Origin of the sequence: Parasphingorhabdus sp. (assembly GCF_039968395.1) — a bacterium.
GTDB lineage: Bacteria > Pseudomonadota > Alphaproteobacteria > Sphingomonadales > Sphingomonadaceae > Parasphingorhabdus.
The window spans coordinates 168,776-190,712 of the sequence record NZ_JBDVPV010000004.1 but is presented as its reverse complement, the minus strand read 5'-3'; the positions used below and the strand labels follow the sequence as shown (position 1 = coordinate 190,712).

General features: G+C 52.9%; 24 protein-coding genes. 12 read left to right on the top strand and 12 right to left on the bottom strand.

Annotated elements, in window-relative coordinates:
• Window positions 1–3 precede the first annotated feature (3 nt).
• The 5 genes from ABJI30_RS10135 to ABJI30_RS10115 all read left to right on the top strand — a co-directional run bounded on the left by ABJI30_RS10135 (window position 4) and on the right by ABJI30_RS10115 (window position 5,769).
• Window positions 4–762 (top strand): SDR family NAD(P)-dependent oxidoreductase, encoded by a 759-nt coding sequence (locus tag ABJI30_RS10135; protein ID WP_348018073.1) that lies wholly within the window; start codon window positions 4–6, stop codon window positions 760–762.
• Between the two features lie 304 nt (window positions 763–1,066).
• Window positions 1,067–2,575 carry an amidohydrolase family protein gene (locus tag ABJI30_RS10130; protein WP_348018072.1) on the top strand — a complete coding sequence of 503 codons (1,509 nt, stop codon included), beginning with the start codon at window positions 1,067–1,069 and terminating at the stop codon, window positions 2,573–2,575.
• A 77-nt stretch (window positions 2,576–2,652) separates the two neighbouring features.
• Entirely contained in the window at window positions 2,653–3,867 is a 1,215-nt protein-coding gene (locus ABJI30_RS10125) for a membrane dipeptidase (RefSeq protein ID WP_348018071.1), read from the top strand.
• Between the two features lie 27 nt (window positions 3,868–3,894).
• A complete protein-coding gene (locus tag ABJI30_RS10120; RefSeq protein ID WP_348018070.1) occupies window positions 3,895–4,782 on the top strand; it encodes a bile acid:sodium symporter family protein in 888 nt (295 codons plus the stop codon).
• Window positions 4,783–4,785: 3 nt separating this feature from the next.
• On the top strand, window positions 4,786–5,769 hold the full coding sequence (locus ABJI30_RS10115; protein WP_348018069.1) for an ornithine cyclodeaminase family protein: 984 nt from the start codon (window positions 4,786–4,788) through the stop codon (window positions 5,767–5,769).
• A 38-nt stretch (window positions 5,770–5,807) separates the two neighbouring features.
• Here the strand turns inward: ABJI30_RS10115 and ABJI30_RS10110 are convergent, their stop codons facing one another.
• Window positions 5,808–6,785, bottom strand: coding sequence for a patatin-like phospholipase family protein (locus ABJI30_RS10110; RefSeq protein ID WP_348018068.1), 978 nt, complete (start codon window positions 6,783–6,785; stop codon window positions 5,808–5,810).
• Window positions 6,786–6,862: 77 nt separating this feature from the next.
• Window positions 6,863–7,954, bottom strand: a complete 1,092-nt coding sequence (locus ABJI30_RS10105) for a hypothetical protein (protein WP_348018067.1) — start codon at window positions 7,952–7,954, stop codon at window positions 6,863–6,865.
• A 734-nt stretch (window positions 7,955–8,688) separates the two neighbouring features.
• Between ABJI30_RS10105 and ABJI30_RS10100 the strand changes: the two genes are divergently transcribed.
• The 4 genes from ABJI30_RS10100 to ABJI30_RS10085 all read left to right on the top strand — a co-directional run bounded on the left by ABJI30_RS10100 (window position 8,689) and on the right by ABJI30_RS10085 (window position 14,541).
• Complete coding sequence (locus ABJI30_RS10100) at window positions 8,689–10,716, top strand: ribonucleoside-diphosphate reductase subunit alpha (protein WP_348018174.1); 2,028 nt, start codon at window positions 8,689–8,691, stop codon at window positions 10,714–10,716.
• Window positions 10,717–10,924: 208 nt separating this feature from the next.
• Complete coding sequence (locus ABJI30_RS10095; RefSeq protein ID WP_348018066.1) at window positions 10,925–12,016, top strand: acyltransferase; 1,092 nt, start codon at window positions 10,925–10,927, stop codon at window positions 12,014–12,016.
• A gap of 24 nt (window positions 12,017–12,040) precedes the next feature.
• Window positions 12,041–13,099, top strand: coding sequence for a ribonucleotide-diphosphate reductase subunit beta (locus ABJI30_RS10090; protein ID WP_348018065.1), 1,059 nt, complete (start codon window positions 12,041–12,043; stop codon window positions 13,097–13,099).
• Window positions 13,100–13,107: 8 nt separating this feature from the next.
• The gene (locus ABJI30_RS10085) at window positions 13,108–14,541 is read left to right on the top strand and encodes a hypothetical protein (RefSeq protein WP_348018064.1); all 1,434 of its coding nucleotides are present in this window, start codon (window positions 13,108–13,110) and stop codon (window positions 14,539–14,541) included.
• A gap of 100 nt (window positions 14,542–14,641) precedes the next feature.
• Here the strand turns inward: ABJI30_RS10085 and ABJI30_RS10080 are convergent, their stop codons facing one another.
• The 5 genes from ABJI30_RS10080 to ABJI30_RS10060 form a co-directional block, all read right to left on the bottom strand.
• Window positions 14,642–15,139, bottom strand: coding sequence for a hypothetical protein (locus ABJI30_RS10080; protein WP_348018063.1), 498 nt, complete (start codon window positions 15,137–15,139; stop codon window positions 14,642–14,644).
• 58 nt (window positions 15,140–15,197) lie between these two features.
• Window positions 15,198–15,596: a hypothetical protein gene (locus ABJI30_RS10075; RefSeq protein ID WP_348018062.1), complete on the bottom strand. Its 399-nt coding sequence runs from the start codon at window positions 15,594–15,596 to the stop codon at window positions 15,198–15,200.
• A gap of 64 nt (window positions 15,597–15,660) precedes the next feature.
• Window positions 15,661–16,008 carry a hypothetical protein gene (locus ABJI30_RS10070; protein ID WP_348018061.1) on the bottom strand — a complete coding sequence of 116 codons (348 nt, stop codon included), beginning with the start codon at window positions 16,006–16,008 and terminating at the stop codon, window positions 15,661–15,663.
• A 104-nt stretch (window positions 16,009–16,112) separates the two neighbouring features.
• Window positions 16,113–16,613, bottom strand: a complete 501-nt coding sequence (locus tag ABJI30_RS10065) for a PaaI family thioesterase (RefSeq protein ID WP_348018060.1) — start codon at window positions 16,611–16,613, stop codon at window positions 16,113–16,115.
• Window positions 16,614–16,817: 204 nt separating this feature from the next.
• The gene (locus tag ABJI30_RS10060; protein ID WP_348018059.1) at window positions 16,818–17,414 is read right to left on the bottom strand and encodes a PEPxxWA-CTERM sorting domain-containing protein; all 597 of its coding nucleotides are present in this window, start codon (window positions 17,412–17,414) and stop codon (window positions 16,818–16,820) included.
• A gap of 224 nt (window positions 17,415–17,638) precedes the next feature.
• Between ABJI30_RS10060 and ABJI30_RS10055 the strand changes: the two genes are divergently transcribed.
• Complete coding sequence (locus ABJI30_RS10055) at window positions 17,639–18,550, top strand: sulfotransferase domain-containing protein (RefSeq protein ID WP_348018058.1); 912 nt, start codon at window positions 17,639–17,641, stop codon at window positions 18,548–18,550.
• A gap of 33 nt (window positions 18,551–18,583) precedes the next feature.
• Here the strand turns inward: ABJI30_RS10055 and ABJI30_RS10050 are convergent, their stop codons facing one another.
• Complete coding sequence (locus ABJI30_RS10050) at window positions 18,584–19,027, bottom strand: nuclear transport factor 2 family protein (protein WP_348018057.1); 444 nt, start codon at window positions 19,025–19,027, stop codon at window positions 18,584–18,586.
• Window positions 19,028–19,337: 310 nt separating this feature from the next.
• Window positions 19,338–19,829 carry a hypothetical protein gene (locus tag ABJI30_RS10045; protein WP_348018056.1) on the bottom strand — a complete coding sequence of 164 codons (492 nt, stop codon included), beginning with the start codon at window positions 19,827–19,829 and terminating at the stop codon, window positions 19,338–19,340.
• 289 nt (window positions 19,830–20,118) lie between these two features.
• Here ABJI30_RS10045 and ABJI30_RS10040 point away from each other — a divergent pair, with 289 nt between their 5' ends.
• Entirely contained in the window at window positions 20,119–20,265 is a 147-nt protein-coding gene (locus tag ABJI30_RS10040; protein ID WP_348018055.1) for a hypothetical protein, read from the top strand.
• Between the two features lie 160 nt (window positions 20,266–20,425).
• Window positions 20,426–20,797, top strand: a complete 372-nt coding sequence (locus ABJI30_RS10035; RefSeq protein WP_348025474.1) for a hypothetical protein — start codon at window positions 20,426–20,428, stop codon at window positions 20,795–20,797.
• 194 nt (window positions 20,798–20,991) lie between these two features.
• On the opposite strand, the gene ABJI30_RS10030 is transcribed toward ABJI30_RS10035, so the two are convergent.
• The 3 genes from ABJI30_RS10030 to ABJI30_RS10020 all read right to left on the bottom strand — a co-directional run bounded on the left by ABJI30_RS10030 (window position 20,992) and on the right by ABJI30_RS10020 (window position 21,931).
• The gene (locus ABJI30_RS10030; RefSeq protein WP_348018053.1) at window positions 20,992–21,114 is read right to left on the bottom strand and encodes a hypothetical protein; all 123 of its coding nucleotides are present in this window, start codon (window positions 21,112–21,114) and stop codon (window positions 20,992–20,994) included.
• 34 nt (window positions 21,115–21,148) lie between these two features.
• Window positions 21,149–21,271 carry a hypothetical protein gene (locus tag ABJI30_RS10025; RefSeq protein ID WP_348018052.1) on the bottom strand — a complete coding sequence of 41 codons (123 nt, stop codon included), beginning with the start codon at window positions 21,269–21,271 and terminating at the stop codon, window positions 21,149–21,151.
• Between the two features lie 285 nt (window positions 21,272–21,556).
• Complete coding sequence (locus tag ABJI30_RS10020) at window positions 21,557–21,931, bottom strand: hypothetical protein (protein WP_348018051.1); 375 nt, start codon at window positions 21,929–21,931, stop codon at window positions 21,557–21,559.
• Between the last annotated feature and the right edge of the window lie 6 nt (window positions 21,932–21,937).

The window sequence follows — 21,937 nt, the reverse complement described above, 5'->3', positions numbered from 1 at the left end:
TACATGTTTGATTTAACTGGCGACGTCGCCGTTGTCACCGGTGGCAATGGCGGGCTGGGCCTCGCATTTTGCCGTGGTTTGGCAAAGCAAGGTGCAAAAATCGCGATCTGGGGTCGCAACGAAGAAAAGAATTCGGCAGCGGTTCAGGAATTGCGTGACATGGGCGGTGACGTCGAGGCGTTTGTTTGTGATGTCACTGATGAAGGCCAGATTGACGATGCATTTGGCAAGACGCTGACGCGATTTGAAAAGATTGACAGTTGCTTCGCCAATGCCGGCGGCGGCGGTTATCGCGGCATGTCTCATTTGACGGATCGGCAGACCTGGCTGAACACAATTGATCTCAATTTGATGAGTGTCGTTCAAACATGGAAACCGGTTGCCGCACATCTGATGGAACGCAAGGCTCCCGGTCGACTGATCGTGACGTCATCCGTGGCAGCACTGGTCGGCATGGGCGGAGCCGCTGGATATTCGACCACCAAGGCGGCAGTGCAAGGCCTGGTGAGGGCACTTGCAGTGGAGCTTGGCCAGGCCGGAATTCGCGTCAATGCAATCTTGCCAGGCTATATTGAAACCGAAATGTCGCTCGACACACCTCAGGCGTTCAAGGATGGTGCCAATAGACGTGCGGCCATTGGCCGGATTGGCAAACTGGAAGACATGGAAGGCATCGCGGCATTTCTTGCTTCCAAAGAAAGTGATTTCATGACTGGTCAAAGCGTTGTTCTCGACGGTGGTCATTCGATCTTCCCGCTTTGACCCGGAACATCTTCGAACAATTCGGGCCTGTCAGGCGAATAGATACGAATGTTTCCACAATCACACATATCAGATTTTTTGACCTGCCCATTCTGATGGTTTGGTCCTCGCCCGCCGGGTAGGCCGGGCTGGCATCTCTTGTCGGTGCGCACAAATGCGGTCACCGGTCGGGAAGTTCGAGGGCGGCCATTGGGCTCGTCAATCGCAACTGAAGAAACCTTTGCTTGTCATCTGATTTTCAGCGAGACTGGAAGCCGTTTCGGTGTCAGGGCCGGGGCGAGATAACGATGGACAGGAGCAGGGAATGTTTAGACGGTTCAATGAAAGCACTGGCCGCCCGGTCCAGAACTGGTCGAATTTAAAAAATACTGTTCTGGTCCTGCTGATCATTTTCGCATGCATCGCTGGTTCTTTTTGGAACGATGCCAAAGCCCAATCCCAAAACACGATCCAAATCGATGCAGGTGCAGCCAATTCTGAACGTCCCAGGCTCACTGTTGCCGATGCGGCCGGCCTTGCCTTGGGGAGAACTGTTTACCGCAATGTTGTTCTTATTGACGGTACCGATATCGCACCCCGCAGCGCCATGGCGATTGTCATTCAAGATGACCGGATCGATGATATCCTGCCTGATGCGTCACTGACTGAAACGTTGCTGAAAGATGCGACCGTGTTCGACATGGCCGGTCAGTTTGCGATTCCCGGGCTAATCGATTCGCATGTCCACTTGGCCACCATTCCGCATCGCGAAATCGCCAGCGCGCTTTTGAAAAGAAGCATATATGGAGGCATAACCGGCGTGCGCGACATGGCCGGTGATGTGCGCTCGCTGGCAGATTTGTCGCGGGCATCCCTCGTCAACGAAATCCCGGCACCCGATCTTTTTTATGCATCGCTAATGGCCGGTGCCGATTTTTTCTCTGATCGACGAACAGTGACCTCTGGACTTGGCGGAATACCTGGAAAACTGCCCTGGATGCAGGCAATTGGAGAGGATTCCAAAATACCGTTAATGGTCGCGCAGGCAAAGGGAACCTGGGCGACCGGCATCAAAGTCTATGCCAATCTGCCCGGCAAGCTGGTGCAATCGATCATCGCTGAAGGCAGGGAACAGAATGTTCCGGTCTGGTCTCATCTCCAAGTCTACCCCGCAGATCCATATGACTCTCTGGGTGCAACGGTGGTATCCCATGTCTGCATGATTGCACGCTATGTTGGTGAACGAAACAAGCAGCGCTATGGCCATGATAATCCACCTTCCTACGAAGGGATCACGGCAAACCATCCCGAAATCCGGAACTATATCTCCGAACTTGTTGCGTCAGGGACGATCATGGATGCCACCCTCAATCTGTACGGTGAATGGGATGCAACCCAAGGTAAAGAGGCTTCGAAAGATGCTGATGCACCTCCAGCACGGCCCCGTTGTTCTCTTCCGCTGGCGGCCGATATCACACGGGCGATGAATGATGCAGGCGTCCCGATTATTGCCGGAACAGATGGGGCGGCTCCCGCTAGCGCACCTTTTCCAAAGCTTTATGAAGAGCTGGAAATTCTGGTGAAACATGCGGGTCTCACCCCGCATCAGGCGATTAAATCGGCCACTGTTACGGCGGCCCGGGGACTGGGAAAAGCGGAACAGTTCGGCACTTTGGAAACGGGGAAGTTTGCCAATATGGTTTTCCTCAAAGACAATCCCCTGGAGAATATCTCCGCGCTGCGTTCGATCAGCCTGACCGTGAAACGCGGGCATCGCTTCGAGCGCAAGGACTATAAGCATCAAACCATACCCGAGTTGATTTTCCCCGAATAGTTTTTGCGGAGGATACCGATCTGACACAGTGACTGGCCATGTCGTTTCTTTTTCAATCACCAAGGATGAACCAAAAAATGCACAACCGGCCCATTTATACAAAGCCATTTCAACGCCGCCGCATTTTGCAGTTGGGAGCTGGTGCACTGACTGCAGGGGCAATGCTCGGCCCGAAACAGGCAATGGCATTGGCGGAAACTGGCGGTTCGGGACTGGCAGGTGCCCGCAGACGCAAGCCGATCATCATTGATGCCCTGGGCGGGATTTCCAATGTGAATTTGCGGATGCAATCCGATGACCAGTCCCGGGTCATCATGCGAAACGAGAAGGGTATCGACTTGCGGGCACTGGCCGATGCGAAAGCTTCAGGCATGAGTGCGGCCAATGTGACGATCGGTTTTGTAGCGGGAGATATGGAGCCGTTTGAGCACAGCGTTCGGGAAGTGGCGCAGTGGGATGCGCTGATCCGGCACAACTCTGACCAATTGATCAAGGTTTTGGATGCGCAGGATATTCACGAAGCCCATGCTGCAGGAAAGACGGGAATCATTCTCGGTTTTCAAAATGCTGCGATGATGGGAGATGATGCATCCCGTGTTGAAATATTTGGCGATTTGGGCGTTCGGGTCATTCAACTCACGTATAACATCCGTAATCAACTGGGTGACGGATCGATGGTGGCGGAGAACCGGGGATTGACCGATTTTGGCCGGGATGTGCTGGAGCAACTCAACGCTCACAATATCCTGGTTGATCTCAGCCACAGCGGCGAACAGACTTGTCTCGATGCACTCGCCGCCTCCCGCGCACCGATCTCGATTACCCATACCGGTTGCCGCGCAGTCACAGATCTGCCGCGCAACAAGACCGATGAAGAATTGAGAATGCTGGCAGACAAGGGCGGGGTGGCAGGCATGTATTACATGCCGTTTCTGGCGATTGGACGGCAAGCCATGGCAACGGATCTGGTGCAGCATCTGGAACATGCAATCAATGTCTGCGGCGAAGATCATGTGGGTATTGGTAGTGATGGCGGTGTCACTGCTGTCGATGATATGCCAGCTTATCGCGCGGAAATTCGCAAGGAAGTTGCTGCACGCCGTGCGGCAGGTATCGGGGCCAAGGGAGAGACAGCCGACATTGTACCGATGTTACCCGACATACAGGGGCCAGACAAATTCTGGAAGCTGGCGGATATGCTGGAATCCCGCGGACATCCGGCAGCACGGATTGACAAGATACTGGGCGGTAACTTCCTGCGCCTGATGGATGACATCTGGTCGGGAGTTTAGAAGATTACACAAGATCAGATCACATATGTGAATACCGTCATCATCAGCTGGGGCCTGATTGCCGTGATGTTCAGTCTGGGCCTGTCGCTCATGGTCAACGATTTTGTCCATGTCTTGCGCAAATGGCGAAGCGTGGGTGCCGGCTTGTTGGGGCAGTTGATCTTGTTGCCGCTATTGGGCTGCGCGGTGGTGCTGCTTTTCGGATTGCCTCCTGCATTGGCAATAGGTCTGTTGATCCTGGCCTTTTGTCCCGGCGGAATTACGTCCAACGCGGTGGTTTTTGCCGCGAAGGGAAATGTCGCATTGTCTGTTGTGCTGACATCGATCGCCAGTCTGATTACGGTTGTTTCAACGCCATTTCTGATCGGCCTGTCACTGGATTATTTTCTCGCTGAGGGAACTGCGCCTGCATTTTCCATTGTCGATACGATTTCCCGGCTGTTCCAGATGACGGTTCTGCCGGTTGCTCTGGGGATGGTGCTCAACCATCTCGTTCCTGCCTTGGCGCAATCACTGGTCAAGTGGCTTCGGCCTGCGGCGTTGATTGTGTTGATCTCGGTTATCGGGTTTTCACTTTATGTCAGCGCTGATCTGGTGTGGCAGAACATTCTTCGGGCTGGACCCGCTGTTATTACTCTGAACATTCTGGCCATGATCCTTGGTCTTTGGCTGGCGAGAGTCTTCCGGCTCGACGATACGGATTCGGTGACGATCGGCATCGAAGTGGGCGTTCAAAATGCAACAGTAGCGACTTTTCTGACGATGGCGGTGATGAACGACATTATATTGGCAGTCATACCGACATTATATGGCGTCATCATGCTGGCCAATGCATTTGTCTTTGTGCGGCTATGGAAGTCGCGCAAACTCGCGCGGCTTTTCGGCCAGCCTGTTCCTGTGTCGGTGGGAGAGTAGAACATGGTCCGATTTCTGTCAGGCGACGATATCCGGGCGGTTCTGACGTATCCCAAATGTATCGACTTAATGCGCGGCGCCATGGAAACTGTCGCGAAAGACGATAGTGTATTGCCTTTGCGGCAGGCGATGTCGTTGCCCGGCGGGGATGACAAACTGGGATCAATGCCCGGCTATCTTGGTGGCGACGATCGAGGTTTTGGCGTCAAATTGCTGAGCCTTTTTCCGAATAATGCGAAGGCCGGATTCTCCTCGCACATGGGCCTCTATATTCTGTTTGATGCACAATATGGCGAACCGGTTGCGGTGATGGATGCCAGTGTCTTGACCGCCATTCGAACGGCCAGTGCCACCGCAGCGGCTACCGATATGCTGGCTCGACCGGAAGCGAACATCATGCTCGTGGCGGGCACGGGTGAACAGGCGGAAAGCCATATTCATGCTGTGAGCGAAATCAGGTCATTTGACGAAGTTCGGATCTGGGGACGGAGCGCCGAAAAAGCCGAAACTCTTGCGGCGAAATTACAGCCCGAAATTTCCGCAAAACTGGTCGTCGCAACCGATCTGCGAAATGCAGTGCAGGGCGCTGATATCCTCACGCTGGTTACGTCTTCACCCACGCCAATACTGGATACAAGCAGTTTGGAGCCTGGCATGCATCTCAATACTGCAGGTGCAAGTCATCGCGGTGTTATGGAAATCGCGCCGGACATGCTTGGCTCGGCACGTTTCATTGTCGACTACATGCCATCCGCACTGGATCAGGCAGGGGAAATGCTCGCTGCACTGGATCAGGGAATAATATCCAATTTCAACGAAATTTCAGAAATTGGCGACATATTCCTGGGCACAAAGCAAGGCAGGCTGAGCAAGGAAGATGTCACCATCTACAAATCTCTCGGGATCGCCGCGCAGGACGTCGCTGCGGGAAACTATATCTTGCGGCAAGCCAGAAAACTGGGACTGGGCTCCGAGTTTTCAATGTGAGGCAGTTGGTATGCGATGGCCGGACGCAATCTGATTTCTCAAGTGGCTCCCAAGAATAACCTCAGCGAATCCCATTGATCAGTCACGGCTTGGCGCCCCGCATCGATTGCTGCGCGAATTTTGGCTGGCTTGAAATCGAGCGTTTCCGGGGCTTCAAATCCGACCGGCGGTGCAATAATCCGCACCGGAGCAAAGCTGTATCGGGATAGCTGGATGTCGAGCGGGGCAAGGGCTTCCCCGATCTGGGTAGAGGTCAGACCCATTTGCATCAGCCTGCGTCTCTGTCCTTCGCGCGCTGCCAGAAGGTCATTGATGAGCATGGCATTGCCGACATCGTTCGTCGCCACTTCATTTCCTTGTATGCCGACCGAGCGCAGGCCGATTTCCACCAGATTGTCATATGTTTTTCCTGGCACGCGAACTGGTTCCGGGGGAGAAGCCAGAATGACCAGCAGCGCGCGCGGCTTCAAATGCATGGTTGAGCTAAGCGGCGTCACATTGCGAACACCGCCGTCTACCCACTGTTCCCTTGTGCCGTCCCCATCAACAGTCTTGAGCGGCTGGAAGAAAGGCGGCTGCGCGCTGGACGCATAAACCCACTGGCCGATGTCCGGATTTTTCTCATCTATCTCTACATATCTTCCGGTCGCGAGACTGACCGTTCCAACCCGCAATTTCCGCCGGGCACGTTTCAGCTTTTCGGGATCAGCATATTCAATGAGCTTTTGCTTGAGCTTGCTGGCATCATAAAGGGAGTCCGCACCGAATATCGCACTCGCGACGCCGAACGGACGTTTTCGATAAATGTCGCCATTGCCTTTTATCGACAGCCATTGATCGAGCATGCCCGGCATGTCGTTCATCGCGCCGCCAAGCGCCTGGATCGCTCCGGTCGAGACGCCTGAAAAAATGTCGAATCTGACATTGCGGTTGGTAATGAGTTCATCAAGAACGCCGACCTGAAAGGCACCCTTGGCACCTCCGCCGGAAAGAATGACTGCGAGATTATCGGGCATGAGCGAGGGTTCCTGCCTGCTGAAGGTTACATGCCCCGCCCGATCCTAGCACAATTGCCTTCTGGTTGCAGCGACAATCAGGCCATCACGGTATAACGGCTTTCGCCAGGACCGCGGCACATCTGTTTGGCAACGCGGGTTTCCTCTCCGTCGATTATCGCAACATCAGTAATGTTCATGCAGCGCCGTCCGCTGGGTTCGGTGTTGAGAGCAGTAACCGTTGATGATCCGGATACGCCCGAACGGCTTGGGCTCTTCCATTCCGCTGTAGCGCCTACTTCTTCTTTCTCGGTTACCTCTACAGTTGCTTCTGCAGCGACTTTCTGTTCCTTGTCCGTAAGCTTGCAGGCTATTTCACCCACCAGCACCGCGCCAACACCGCTGGAGATAATTGTACCAATTGTGCCAAGCCCCGCTGCATCACCAACTACCCCGCCAAGCACACCGCCAAGAAATCCGCCGCGTTTTCGGGATTTTTTGCATTTCTGAGAACCGGAGGATTTTTTTGCGGACTTTTTTTTGTCCGATCTGCTTGCAACTTCTGTTTGTTCTTCTGCGGCAACATATGTGGGAACAGGATATCCGCCGCAACCGGTGTTAAAGCAGAAACGGTCCTGCAGATAGGCGCGGTCTTCCTGATAGCGGGCTTCTGATTTACGATAATCCGCAAGATTGGATCCGTCGGGATCAGAATTGGCATGTTCACGCATCATGTCTTTGTAGAACTGATCGCGGCTGGCTTGTGAATATTTCATCTGTCCGCCGACCTCGTCATTATACAAAGCCGACAACGCATTTTGATGGTCAATCATTTCCTGCCTGAAAGGGTTCAGGACACCGGCATAATATTGGTCGAGCAACAGGGTGCAACGGTTGGTATCTTCCGCCTTGTCGAACGGCGCAGCAATTTTCTGAAAGTCTTCCCGGCATTCCGGATAGCTGGTTGTATCGAGAACAGGTGTCGGCGGCAAAGTGGGCAGGGCAGGCTCATCTGCTTTCGGAGGTACATAAGCCTGATCGGCTTTTGGCGTCTGGGTGGATACGGCATCCGGGGTTTCAGATGATGCAGCGTCTGATGGCTGGCCCTGGGAAAATGCAGGCGATTCGGGAGCCGTCAAAATCAGCAAGGCGGCCAACGCCCCATAAGTACCTTTGTGATATGTCGTCATGTCCTCACCCTCTGGGGTTGATTGCTAGCCACTATCCCGGCTGTCCGCAACATTGTGATAACAAATCAATGCCGGTGCGATTGTGTTTTGGATCACCAAGCGCTGTTTTTGAAATTGGGAGTGGACGAAAATGAATTTGAAGGTAGCCATCACCTGATCGCATCGCCACCATATCTGGTGTCATGATTTGCTCATATGTACCTGTGCATGGATTGTGGATAATTTTTTTGTAAAATTTGACCTAAGCCCTTGCGTTATTCTGCAAGCTTAGCAGGTCCATGCGTCGCTGCGCTGCAGCATGAATCGGTCGTCGATGAAGCGATTCATTTATGCGACGAATGGAGTCGTTAAATTGTCATTTACCCTCTTGCATAAAATTTCAACTCAGCCACTATAGGTTGTGGTTCGGCCTAGGGGGCATACCAACGTATAGTATTATTCGTCAATAACGCCGACTCGGTGGACGGGCTCCTTTGCGCCAAATCACAAGCGATTTATCGGATTTGAAGGGCGAAAAATAAATACCCGCCGGGACTGTTAAAATGCTAGTATCGCAGCTTCGGCCAAAGGGATTTCCCGAGTCGAACAAGACGAGAACAGGCAGCCCCGATTCAAGTCCTTGGAAAGGTCGGTTTCTGACCGATCAGGATGTTTGATTTTGTTGCGTTTTTAAGGGGGCCTTGATGGATTTCAGAGATAACCGGGACAGTGATACCGGACATAATGGCAGTGATATGAGTGAGAGTGATATGGGTGCGGAAGTTTTGGACAAGCCGGCAGCAACAGAGACATCTTCAGAAAATGACGCTCCGGTAAAGGAGCCTGAGGCAGCGAAAAAGGCAACGAGCAAAAAAGCCGATGCTGAAGCGGCGGCAGAGAAGAAGAATGACGAGAAAGAATTAAAGGCCGAGCGCGATAGCCACAGTGTCGAGAAGCGGCGCTTTAAAATCGCGACGGATGACAAGCGCGATGCCTTGCTTACCGACTTTGGCAAGGAAACGCTCGAAGATCGCTACCTGCTCCCCGGAGAAAGCTTCCAGGATCTGTTCGCGCGCGTCGCCGACGCCTATGCTGATGATCAGGAGCATGCGCAGCGTCTATATGACTATATTTCGAAGCTCTGGTTCATGCCGGCAACACCCGTATTGTCCAATGGCGGTACCGGTCGTGGTTTGCCGATTTCCTGTTATCTCAACAGTGTCGACGACAGCCTTGGCGGAATCGTCAATACATGGAACGAGAATGTCTGGCTGGCCTCCAAGGGCGGCGGAATTGGCACCTATTGGGGCAGTGTTCGCGGTATTGGCGAGCCGGTTGGACTGAATGGCAAGACCAGCGGTATCATCCCGTTCGTCCGCGTGATGGACAGCTTGACGCTCGCAATTTCGCAGGGATCATTGCGGCGCGGTTCAGCAGCTTGCTATCTCGATATTGATCATCCGGAAATTGAAGAATTTCTTGAAATAAGAAAGCCTTCCGGGGACTTTAACCGCAAAGCTCTCAATCTCCACCACGGTGTGCTGTTGACCGACGAGTTTATGGAAGCGGTGCGTGATGGCCGTGAGATGGATCTCAAATCTCCGAAAGACGGTTCGGTGCGCGGCACGGTTGATGCACGCTCGCTATTCCAGAAGCTGGTTGAAACCCGGCTGGCAACGGGAGAGCCATATATTATTTTCAACGACACGGTGAACCGGATGATGCCGAAGCATCACCGCGATCTGGGTCTGAAAGTATCTACATCCAATCTGTGTTCCGAGATCACTCTGCCGACGGGTCGTGATCACTTGGGCGAGGACAGGACGGCAGTGTGTTGCCTGTCCTCGCTGAACCTCGAGACATGGGATCAGTGGAGCGGAGACAAGGACTTTATCGAAGACGTCATGCGTTTTCTCGACAATGTCCTTCAGGATTATATCGACCGTGCACCAGACGAAATGGCACGCGCCAAATATAGCGCGGAGCGGGAACGTTCGGTTGGCCTGGGCGTGATGGGCTTTCACAGCTTCCTTCAGGCGCGCGGGCTTGGATTTGAATCTGCATTAGCAAAATCTTGGAATATGAAGATCTTCAAGCATATTTCTGCCAAGGCATCCGAGGCCAGCATGATGCTCGCCAAGGAGCGCGGACCTTGTCCTGATGCCGCCGATCAGGGTGTGATGGAACGTTTCAGCTGCAAGATGGCAATCGCACCAACCGCGTCGATCAGCATCATCTGCGGCGGGGCATCAGCCTGTATCGAACCAATCCCGGCGAACATCTATACTCACAAAACCTTGTCGGGCAGCTTCGTGGTGAAGAACCCGCATCTTGAAAAACTGCTCCAGGAAAAATCGAAAGACAGCAACAATGTCTGGAATTCGATCCTCGAACAGGGTGGCAGTGTCCAGCATCTCGATTTCCTCGATGCCGAAGAAAAGGATGCCTATAAAACGAGTTTCGAAATTGATCAGCGCTGGCTGTTGGAACTCGCTGCGGATCGTACGCCCTATATTGATCAGGCACAGTCACTGAACCTGTTCATTCCGGCGGATGTCGACAAGTGGGATCTGCTGATGCTGCATTTCCGGGCATGGGAATTGGGTATCAAGTCACTCTATTATCTGCGTTCGAAATCGATTCAGCGTGCGGGCTTTGCCAATAACGAAATCGCCGATGGCAACGGCGGCGTCGAGGCAGACAATACGCTCGACCCGAAAAAGGTCGAGTTGATGACCACGCAAGGCACGACCGATTATGATGAGTGTCTCGCCTGCCAATAGGCGGAACAGACACCGGGTTTGCCCACTGCCCCCTCCCTTTTGCTCCTTTTGGGAGGGGGCTGTTTTTTTGAACAGGTAAAGGTGCATTCCGCAGGGGTGAGTTAAAACAAACCGAAATGTTGTACAGTTCCGATACCATCATATTGATATTTCACGGCATCGGAACGCCCGGCTCTGATCTTGTGGTCGAGCGGCCCAGACCTTTGACATGACCCGGACTTCTGACACGACGGCGTCTGGTACGGATTCTGCCCCGGCACCAGCTGCGGCTCCGGTCGATCCGACCCTGTCCGCCGGCGAGAACCGGCTGGCGGTTCTGGATGGCTGGCGGGCGCTGTGCATATTGCTGGTCATTGGCGGACACCTGCTGCCGTTCGATGCGATTATCCCGGGATCGAATGAAGCTTTTGGCGCTGGCGGGATGGCGATATTCTTTGTGCTGTCGGGTTTCCTGATCACGCGCTTTTTGTTTGAACGGCCGGAACCATATCCGTTTCTGGTCCGCCGGATATTGCGCATCGTGCCGCTGGCGTGGCTGGCCATGATCATCCTCTATTTTGCCGAAGGCTCCGCACGGAGCGAGGCAGAGCTGGGTGCCAACTTGCTGTTTTTCTCCAACCTTCCGCCCGCGCAATTGCTCGATGCCGGCGGGCATTTGTGGAGCCTGTGCATCGAGGCGCAATTTTATCTCGCGGCGGCCCTGATCGTCGCGCTGCTTGGCCGCAAGGGCCTGTACCTGCTCCCGATCATGGGTCTGCTGGTCACGGCGCTGCGCATCCATGATGGCGAGACCATCAGCATCGTCACCTGGCACCGCGTCGACGAGATACTGGCCGGCGCCATGGTTGCGCTCATCTATCTCGGCGCATTTGGTCCGCGTGCGGTGAAGCTTTTCTCCGGCATAAATTTTTATGTGGCCGCGGCCATTGCCATTGCCTGCACCTATTTCATCTATACCCCGCTGGCCTATGCACGGCCTTATGCCATTGCGATGGTGGTCGGGGTGACTTTATGGCACGCGCCGGTCTGGGCAAAATATCTGCTCTGTTCGAAACCCGCGGCCTATATCGCAAAAATTTCCTATGCGCTTTACGTCTTTCATGTCATGCTTGATCACACATGGCTGGGGTCTGGCGAGTTGCTGGAAAAATATCTCAAGCGGCCGCTTTTGTTCGCGGCTACTTTTGCACTGGCGCATGTTTCGACATATTATTTTGAACAGCGCTTTATTAATCTGGCCAAGCGCCTGACGCCTCGGGCGCCGACGCCGGCCGTTGTCACTACGAAACCAACCACTTAGTCTGCACCACAGGAGTCAGTAAACATGTCACTTTTAGAAGCCCGGAAAACCTACAAGCCTTTCGAATATCCCTGGGCCTATGACTTCTGGAAACGCCAGCAGCAGATTCACTGGATGCCGGAAGAAGTGCCATTGGGCGAGGATTGCCGCGACTGGGCGCAAAAGCTGACGGATCACGAGCGCAATCTGCTCACCCAGATTTTCCGCTTCTTCACCCAGGCGGATGTCGAGGTGCAGGATTGTTATCACGACAAATATGGCCGCGTGTTCAAACCGACCGAAGTCAAGATGATGCTGACCGCATTCTCCAACATGGAAACCGTCCACATCGCTGCTTATTCCCATCTGCTCGACACGATCGGCATGCCCGAAAGCGAATATAGCATGTTCCTCGAATATGAGGAAATGAAGGACAAGCATGATTATATGGGCACGTTCGGCGTCGATACCGACGAAGATATTGCCAAGACGCTGGCGATGTTCGGCGGCTTTACAGAGGGCCTGCAGCTGTTCGCCAGCTTCGCCATGCTGATGAACTTCCCGCGCTTCAACAAGATGAAGGGCATGGGGCAGATCGTGAGCTGGTCCGTGCGCGACGAAAGCCTGCACTGCGAAGGCATTGTCAAAATGTTCCACACATTCGTCAAGGAACGCGACTGCCTGACCAAGAACGTCAAGGAAGAGATTATCGACTGCTGCCAGAAAACGGTGCGCCTCGAAGATGCGTTTATCGATCTGGCCTTCAGCGACGGCCCGGTCACCGGCATGACCGCGAAAGAGATCAAGCGCTATATCCGCTACATCGCCGACTGGCGTCTGGGCCAGCTTGGCTTTGCACCCATCTACATGATCGAAGACCACCCGCTGCCATGGCTCGCGCCATTGCTCAACGGCGTCGAGCACGCCAACTTCTTCGAAACCCGCGCGACGGAATATTCCAAGGGCGCAACCAAGGGCGACTGGAACGACGTGTGGAGTTCATTCGACCAGCGCAAGGGCAAGGTCGCCAATGACGGCGAAGAAGCGGCGGAAGAAGATGCCGGACCGGATATGTTTGAAGATGCGGGAGTTGCTGCGGAGTAGGGGGTTAATTGGCCAAAATATCAGAGCATTTTGGTCTGAATCAAAATCAAGGCCAGTTGAATTTTGTAGACGTTGATACGCAACGTGACAAAGCTCTATTTATTGACCCACATGCCATTGGAAAGTCATCCGATGACTGGTCGGTGTCTTGCCATCAAGCTATAACATCCTTTTTTCAAGCCATTGTGGACGCCATACGTGCCGACCGTGGTGCCGATGGCTTGACTCTCCTGAACGGACTTCACGAGCCAAACGAAACTTCTTTAGGTCTGTCCAAAGGGGAACCAGCAGGAAGAGGTATTGGGCGGATACAAGCTCAGCAACTCTACAATAGGATTCGTGACAGTCGCGCTGCCCAAACTGGCATACTGAATGAGCTGTCAGATTGTGAGCTGTTTGTCCCGCTAATCGGCGAGGACAAAATTTCCGACATTACAACGAATGTCATTCGTCGACAGCTCATTCAGTTTACTCAATCTCAATGCGAGTTAAAGGGCATCCCGGTTACTGAAGGTGTTCCATCAGGATTTCTATGGAATCAAGCTACATCAAGTTGGGACAACCAATACACGGATCTTCCGGTTGTAGATGGCCGTAAAATTCTCCTAGTTCCCAAGTCGGCAGTCAGGTGGAACATGTCGTTCTCGCACGCGCAATTTCGCGATCACTTCGTGCTCAATTTTCTTCAAGATGAACATTTGCGAAATGACACCAGACTTGTGGAAACTCTGAACAACGGGCGTAGGCGCGTACCAAAATCCGTTTTGAAACAACACTACAGGATTGATAAAGAGTTTTTGGCGCGTTTCGCGAGCGAACACCCCGAAGTGCTCGCGAGGTACAAGGCGGTGATAGATATTCCTCCGGAACCTACACTTGATGACTTAACTGAACATTTTGATGAACCACTGTTTGCCCGTGAGCTGGCGGAAGAGCTTACGCAGATTGACCGTGGGAATGCTCACGCTACTCGCTATCATAAGTTTATTTCTGGAGTTCTGGAATTTCTGTTTTATCCCTATCTCACGATGCCGGAAATGGAATATGAAGTGAATGAGGGGCGAAAGCGTATCGATATCGTTTATACCAATAACTCATCATTCGGGTTTTTTGGTGCGATGCTCGCACACCCTCGCGTAGGTTGCAGAAAATTGATCGTTGAGTGCAAGAATTATTCAAAAGATTGCGCAAATCCTGAATTAGATCAGATAGCAGGAAGGTTTGCTCCCTTGCGAGGTAAACTTGGGTTTCTATTAGGTAGAGGATTTGATGATCGGCAGCGATTCATCGAAAGATGCAAGGATACAGCGAGAGAGGAACGCGGCGTTATTATTCCGCTCGTAGATGATGATATCATCGAAATGTTGCGAATGGTTGAGAATCGAAATCGGAATCTCATTGAGGACAAACTTCAGCGTTTATTCGATATTGTCACTGAATAAAAATTCTGAGCCTTCAATGAAAACTCACCAAATACACCAATCCTAATAAGACTTCCTCGTTATCCTGAAAGAAGCCGCCATCAGGTCCAGCGAATTCGCCTCACTCCAAACCGTCTAACTCCGCTGCCATCCCGCCAATAAACTCACGTTGCTCGCCCGTATCAGGAACTTCCACACCTCGCGCTTCACTAGTCAGCGCCATCGCGTCCTCGGGTGAATAGCCAAAACCAATCAAGGCACAACAAACGGCCATGCCCGAACGACCAATCCCGGCGCGGCAATGGATCGCGATGTCCTCCCCATTTTTCAGTTTGCCGATGATGCTGAGCACCAATGACTTGAAAGATTTGAGCTCCGGCAATCCGCGATCAGCAATCGGGAACTGGGTGAAATCTATCTGGTGCGAGGAACAGATTTCTCTTTGCCGTTCGAGCGCCAATTCCCTCGCCTCATCATGCTCCAGCATCGACACGATGCCATCAATACCGATCAGGCGATAATGCGCGATGTCTTCGGTCAGCCACTCACCGGAAGGTTTCGGCATGATGTACAGCTTGCCCGGTAGGTCAGTCGCAACAAGGTAGATTGATGGTTTCATATCTGGATTGTTCGTTCACTCAATTCACGTTGACAGCACAGCCGCCCGCAGCGCTTCCTCAGGAAAGCTCCGCAATAATCTTGGCTGTGTCTTGAAACTGTCGACCACGGGTGATCAGACCGTCGTCGTTGAATTCCCACAGATCGAACATCAGATGTTCGAAGGGTTCGCCGCCTTTTGCGCACAAGGTGGCCTTCACCAGCACCGCCACCTTGCGTCCTTCGATGACGGACTCGATACGCTCGCGTGATTGCATGTCGAGCTGTTCGAACAAGGCGGAAGCAATTTCGCTTGGATTTCCGGAAGCGCCTCCGGGGAAAGCATCGACTATTGTCTTTTCGCCGACGAATTGAAATTCGGCGCCGGGGGCCAGAACCTCATGCATCCGAGATATATCGCCCGTTTGTCGACCTTCATACAGCGTATCAATTTTGTCCAGCATGTCCTGATGGTTCATGATTGAGGTCCTTTCCTGATTTGGCCCGCTGGCAGCATAGGGGAAGACATGCCTGACGCAAATCTCATCCGAGATCGATCCAGCACCACCTGCCATCATCGGTTTTCTTGAAGTCCACCGAAGCGGCCGACCAATCTCGATCGGGAATTTCGGGATCATCAAAGTCAAACCTGGTCTCGTAAGAACAGACAGCAGCATTCTTGCTTTCGCCGGACCATTGGCACTCAAAGCCTCTGTCCTCGCTCGTTCCTTCAGTCATTTCCGGGATCAGACAATTACCCTCGAGCATGCAATCACAGTTACTATCTGCATCCGTATCGGCAATTGTCGGCAAGTCACCAGATTCCGAACAGCTAACGCCTGCGGAAAAACTGACAGCCAGCACAACAAACCGGATAAGCCTTGATTGCATTGTTCCTGACTATCCTGTGTGCCGGGTGTCTACAATGCCGTTATCAATCCCGGCCACCCAACATCGCTGCTGTTATTTGCTTATGGAGGAAGGCACTCGTCCCGTCATTTCACCGGCTCCACCCCAAAGTCCCGATTGACGATCATCCATGATCCCGTGACATGGGCGCACAGCTTTTCGGTTTGCTGGTTGATAAATTGCGTCTCGACAACGCCCAGTCGGCGCGAGCGGTTTATGACCTGACTTTTGACTTCCACAATTTCACCGGCCTTCATCGGACGGAAAAAGCGCGTGGAGAAATCCACCGTCGAAAACGCCTCCTGTTTCGTGCTTGTTGTCGCATAGGCAAAGGACTGGCCGGTATCGGCGATGACGTTGACAATGCCGCCCTGAACCAGTCCGTCAAAATGCGTCAGATGCGCATCGATGGTCCATTCCATATCAAATTCTCCCACCGCAACACGGGTGAATTTCAGGCCGCTCAAATTCATGCCGCGCACGAACGGCGGCGCCATCGACATGTCCGGCTCCTTCCCGTCCGACGGGGGAGCGCTGTCCATCATCATCTGAATATTCGCAACCGGATCAAATGCTTGCTCAGCCATGGCCATGCCCTCTCTGTTTCAATCTGCGTGACGCTGTCCACCGGGAGCCAGAGAATCGATTCTGGCACATGGGGAATCACCCGCTTTGAACAGTATAACATATGGCAATCTGGCGAGAGTGAGGTCCGGTTCAGAGCGATCCCCAAACGAAAAGCCCCGCCGGATCGCTCCAGCGGGGCTTTTCGTTGCAATCTGTAGCTGCGCTTATGCGTAACTGACTTTGACGTTCGCCTTGCGATTTCTGCGCATCGCGCCGCCAATGGCACCAAAGCCAAAGATCATGAAGGCCCATGTCGCTGGTTCCGGAACGGCAGGAACTGTCTCTGTTCCAAAGAACACCAGATGAGAAATATTATGTGGATTATTTTTGAACGGAATGTCGAACGTATCCCACGAACCCATGCTTGCAGGGCTGCTCAATTGATACAGGACAAATGCGTTGGACGCCTTGACCGCAACAAAATCAACATCAAAACCGGTCAAATCCCAAGTGCCGGAAGAAGACCCGCCACCGGTGATGCTGCCAAAGGATGAGAAGTTTGTATCATCGCTTGCGGCCAGAACCGTCAACAAAATGTCCGGATCCGCCGTGGGATGCGTGTCATTGTAGAGGTTATAGGCATTCTGAGCATTCAGAAAGCTGTTACCGCCCGTAGTATTGGAATTGATATTGCCGCTGAAAAGACAACCGGCTGAATCTGTGACAGAGACACATGATCCGTCGATTACCGTTGCGGCATTGGCTTGACTGGCTGTGAGAGCAGCTGCTCCCGCAATCAGGATGGAAATTGATTTTTTCATAATTACCCCACGAGAATCGCCCTGAGACGATTTCGACCCGGAAAGATGTTAGACCCTGTGCAGATGGTTAAGCAACGTTTCGCCTTGTAAATTAAAATATGTCCCGTTTTGAGACAAATTTATCGGTAGAAATGGGCTGATATAAGCTTTGGCGAGATCGATTGACCCTGCGGTACGACCTGCCATAGTCCCACGCGGTCGCGCATATTATCGGGGGAAACGGCATGACGGAAACCACAGGACGGCGCGCGCATTCGATTGAAGAGCTGGGCGGTGTGATGGCGCGGATGTTTACGCCTCCGCCGGGTGCACCGGACACACCGCTCGAGACGCGCGCAGATGATGTGATGATCTCGCCTTATGGCAAGGCCGGCACCACCATGTTGCAGCAGATGTTTCATCAGCTACGCACCGGTGGTGACATGGATTTTGATGATATCAGCCGGGTCGTGCCGTGGATTGAAACCGCATCTGTACTCGGCCTTGATATCAACGCCGAACAGCGTGTTGCGCCGCGCGGGTTCAAGAGCCACCTGCATTATGACGCTGCGCCGCGCGGCATGCGTTATGTGATTTCCCTGCGCGATGCCGGGCCGTCATTTTTGTCCCTCTATCATTTCTTTGAAGGCTGGACGATTGAACCCGGCACCATTGATCTGGAAGACATGTACGGATTCTGGACCGATTTGCGCGGTCCGGTCGATGCTGATTTCTGGGGACATTTACTCAGTTGGTGGGCACGCCGCGATGAACCGGACACGCTGCTATTGTCTTACGACCATATCGTCGCGGAGAAACGCCTGGTGGTTGAAAAACTGGCCGCTTTTTGCGGGATTGCGTGTGATGCCGCGCTCGCGGACATGGCTGTTGAACGGACGAGCCGCGCCTATATGCTGGAGCACAAGAACCGTTTTGATGACGCGATGATGCGGCAGATGTCGGAAGAGCGCGCCGGGCTGACGGCGGGAGGAGACTCCGCCAAAATTCGGGCCACAAGCGCGCCGCGCAAGGTCCTGCCGCCGGAAATTGCCGAACGCATGGAGACTGAGTGGAAGACGCGTGTTGCGCCCGTGACCGGTCATGCGGATTTTGCGTCGCTTGAAGCTGAGTTGACCTCGCGCCTGAATGACAGGTGAGAGATCGGGGCTTCAGGTGCAAGCGCTGTTGAGTCAGGCCACGACATTGCCGCCCAGCGCTTTTGCGAAGCTATGCTCTGGCAGCAAGCCCAGCTGCTCAAACATCTCCATAAATTCAAAACGGTTCACGCCTTTGACGATTTTGTCATCGCTGAATTCGAAGAACATGGCGCCCGGGGTTTCCACTTTGTCGCCGCTGCGTTTGCAGGTGCCGTGAAAGGTGCACAGGCAGGCGAGCTTTCCGTCCTGTTCGAGCACGGTATCCAGCTCCATTCTGGTATCTGCCAGCAGATCGCAAATCGCGCTGTGAAAACCGCGCATCTGTTCCGGGCCGGTCCGCGTTTCGCGGCCAAGTCCTGTCGCGGTGCCGGTTGGCTCAAACAAATCATCCATCGCGCTGGCATCGCGCTGACGCCAGACACGTTCGCACCATTGTTCAACCAGCTGATGGTTTCGGGATTTCGGACTATCGGTCATGCAGTATTCTCCTTGCGTTCAGGGAAAAGAGCGACCGGGTATTTGCTGGCGAATCTGTTGTTCGGCCTGTGGCGAGCATAGAGACAGAACGCGAATGTTCAATCGCTTTTCCATGGGCCGGCGCTACCGGATGGCCGAAAATGTCAAATTCGAGAAAGCCATTGGAAAAGCGTTATAAATGAGATTTTGAAACCCCATTCTACTGTCCAGTCTGTCCAGTTTTCCGCCTGCGAATTGCAATGATCCCGCACCGAAAGAACGCCTGGAATAGCGGCGTCGTCCGGTACGGATCTAATTTCGTTTCAGGGGTCTAGCGGATCCAGTGAGAAGTCCCCTGTACCGTTCCGCTACCCTCGGTAGTGAAGCGGTAATAAACGGTTTCAAGTGCGGCATGGTTTTTCACAGTGCCGGTCTTGCCCTGGAAAAAACCCATACAGCTCATTTCATTGCCCGTCGCAGTGCCGCCGACAGTTTCGATATTGCAGCCCAGAATCAGGCTCCCGCTATTGTCGCCGCTTTTGCCATCACAGGCCACATGGCGATCAAACAGTGATCCCTCGGGTTGACCCATGCCAACGCAATGCTGAGTGACGGCGATGGTTTCGCCGCTGCTTAGTTTGATCGACAAGGTTTCTGTCCATGACGCGCTGCGATAGTCCATGGCTTTTTCGCCAATGCCGCCAACGACCTTAACGTCTGACAATGTCCCGGTCATGGTATCGACCTGTGGCCCGTCCTGTGCGCTTGCACTGCCAGCCATCATCAAAGCGGCAGCAGTTGCCACTGTTGTAGAAACTTTCATGATATTTTCCTCCTCCTGATGTGAAACGCAGGCTGTGTCAGGCAGAATATGTCCGACAGCTGCGGCATGCCCAAAGCGGCCATGCTAAAGCAGAAAAAGATTTGCGGTTGTTTGTCCGAGAATAACTGTAACGGAAGATTGCTCTGAATACGCGTGCCAGAATCCAGCACTAAAGCCGCGACCCCCACGGCGTCTTTCATTCCCTGATCCGGACCCTAAGCCTTTGTTCGCAAAATGTAAAATAGGCCGGAAACGTAACGCGTTCACTACCGTTGTTTGACCCAGATCAATGCAAGGACCGCCGATTCGCCTGACCATGGGTGAAAATATGAAGGAGGGCGATGATGTCAGAGCATCTCACGCACGTGCCGGTCTTGCTGTTTATTGGAATGATGGCGGTTTTTTCTATTGGCCTGATTTACTGCTCGATCGCTGAGGTATTTAGCAAGCAAGAGGACTGACGACCTGGCCTGTTGCAGTGGCGGTGTATCGGTTGCCCATTGTGCACCGCTACTGCATTAAGATGTCTGATGCTGTCCTACACGCACCGGTTCTGTTAAGTCGTTCTGCAATCAGCAGGATGAATGAGCGAAATTATGAGATTCACAAAGGTGATATTTTGGGTTGCGGCGATCTATGGCATAGTCGCCCTGCTGCCTGGATATTTTGGAGAGAGCCAGTACGTCCCTGCGATTTCGCATCCGGAATTCTACTATGGATTTCATGGACTGGCGCTGGTTTTCCAGCTTGTCTTCATCATGATCGCTCGTGATCCGCTACGCTATCGAGCCCTTATTCCGATTGCTGTTCTGGAAAAGGCATCTTTCTTTTTGCCTTCCCTGGTTTTGTGGTCACAGGGCCGGCTGGAAGTTGGCGGCCCTTTCATAGGAGCGATGATCGATGGTATCTTCATGTTGCTGTTTGTCTGGTCCTGGAAGCTGAGCAGAGATTTCCGACCATCCTCCTAGCGCGAACCGCAACCGCCGCGCCGGACCGGTACTTCTGGATCAGGCCAGAAGACCGGAGTTGGTGGCAGCGGGGCCAACGCTGGCGCCGACAAAGATTGCGGCAGTAAACAGAGCGGCAAAAGCGGCTATGGCGTGGGATTGAAACTTGGGGGAAAACATTGTTTTATTCCTTTTTGAAATATCTGAGATCGTGATTACGCGATCAGTGATGCGGCGTTTTGAGCAGCAGGACCAACACTGGCGCTGATGAAAATCGCGGCGGAGAAGAGAGCGGCAAAAGCGGCAACAACCTGGTTCTGGATATTTACGTTCGACATTTTGAATTCCTTTTGGAGATGGGTTTGATTGGGATTAAGCGATTATTGATGCGGCGTTTTGAGCAGCAGGGCCAACACTGGCACTGATGAAAATCGCAGCGGAGAAGAGAGCGGCAAAAGCGGCAACAACCTGGTTCTGGATATTTACGTTCGACATTTTCAATTCCTTACTTGGTTAAATCTGGTGCTCCGCAAGTTCTGTTAGCGAAGATGCCTGATACATTGCACAGCCCATGCCAGTTTCAATAATATCAATAAAAACAATGAGTTAATGCAATTTGGGGCGTTACGAAATTTTACGTCAAACCTATATGTAGGAAAATGCACCAACCATTGGTTTGATAATATTCTGTTTTTCGGCGAGGGGCTGAAGTTGAGGCATCTGCCTTGTCGATACGACAAAAGCGGTCTCAAAATTTGTCTGGATATTGTCGCTGAACACTCAGCGCTCGCTGTGACGATCCAGCTCTTTTACAAAGCGCAACGCTTCTGCATCGCTTATGTTTCGGGTTTTTAGCACGCGTTGCATGGCGGCAGAATAATCACCCCTGAGGAGCGCTGCCCGAACATCCCGCGTCATCAGATCTTCTTCGCTATAGTCGCTTTCATCCCTGACTGCCGCCTTTTGGGAATAGGAAGTCTGGGATGATATGGCCGGGGCAGGGCGCGGTTTCGGGTCCTGCATTTTGGGTTGATTGTCGAATTCTTTGGGTGGAGCGCTGAGATCGCCACGATCATGCTTTGGCCAAAGCCACCAAATCAACATCAACAACAAGATCGATGCAGCAATTGTCAGTTCGAACAGACCAATGGACATCTGATG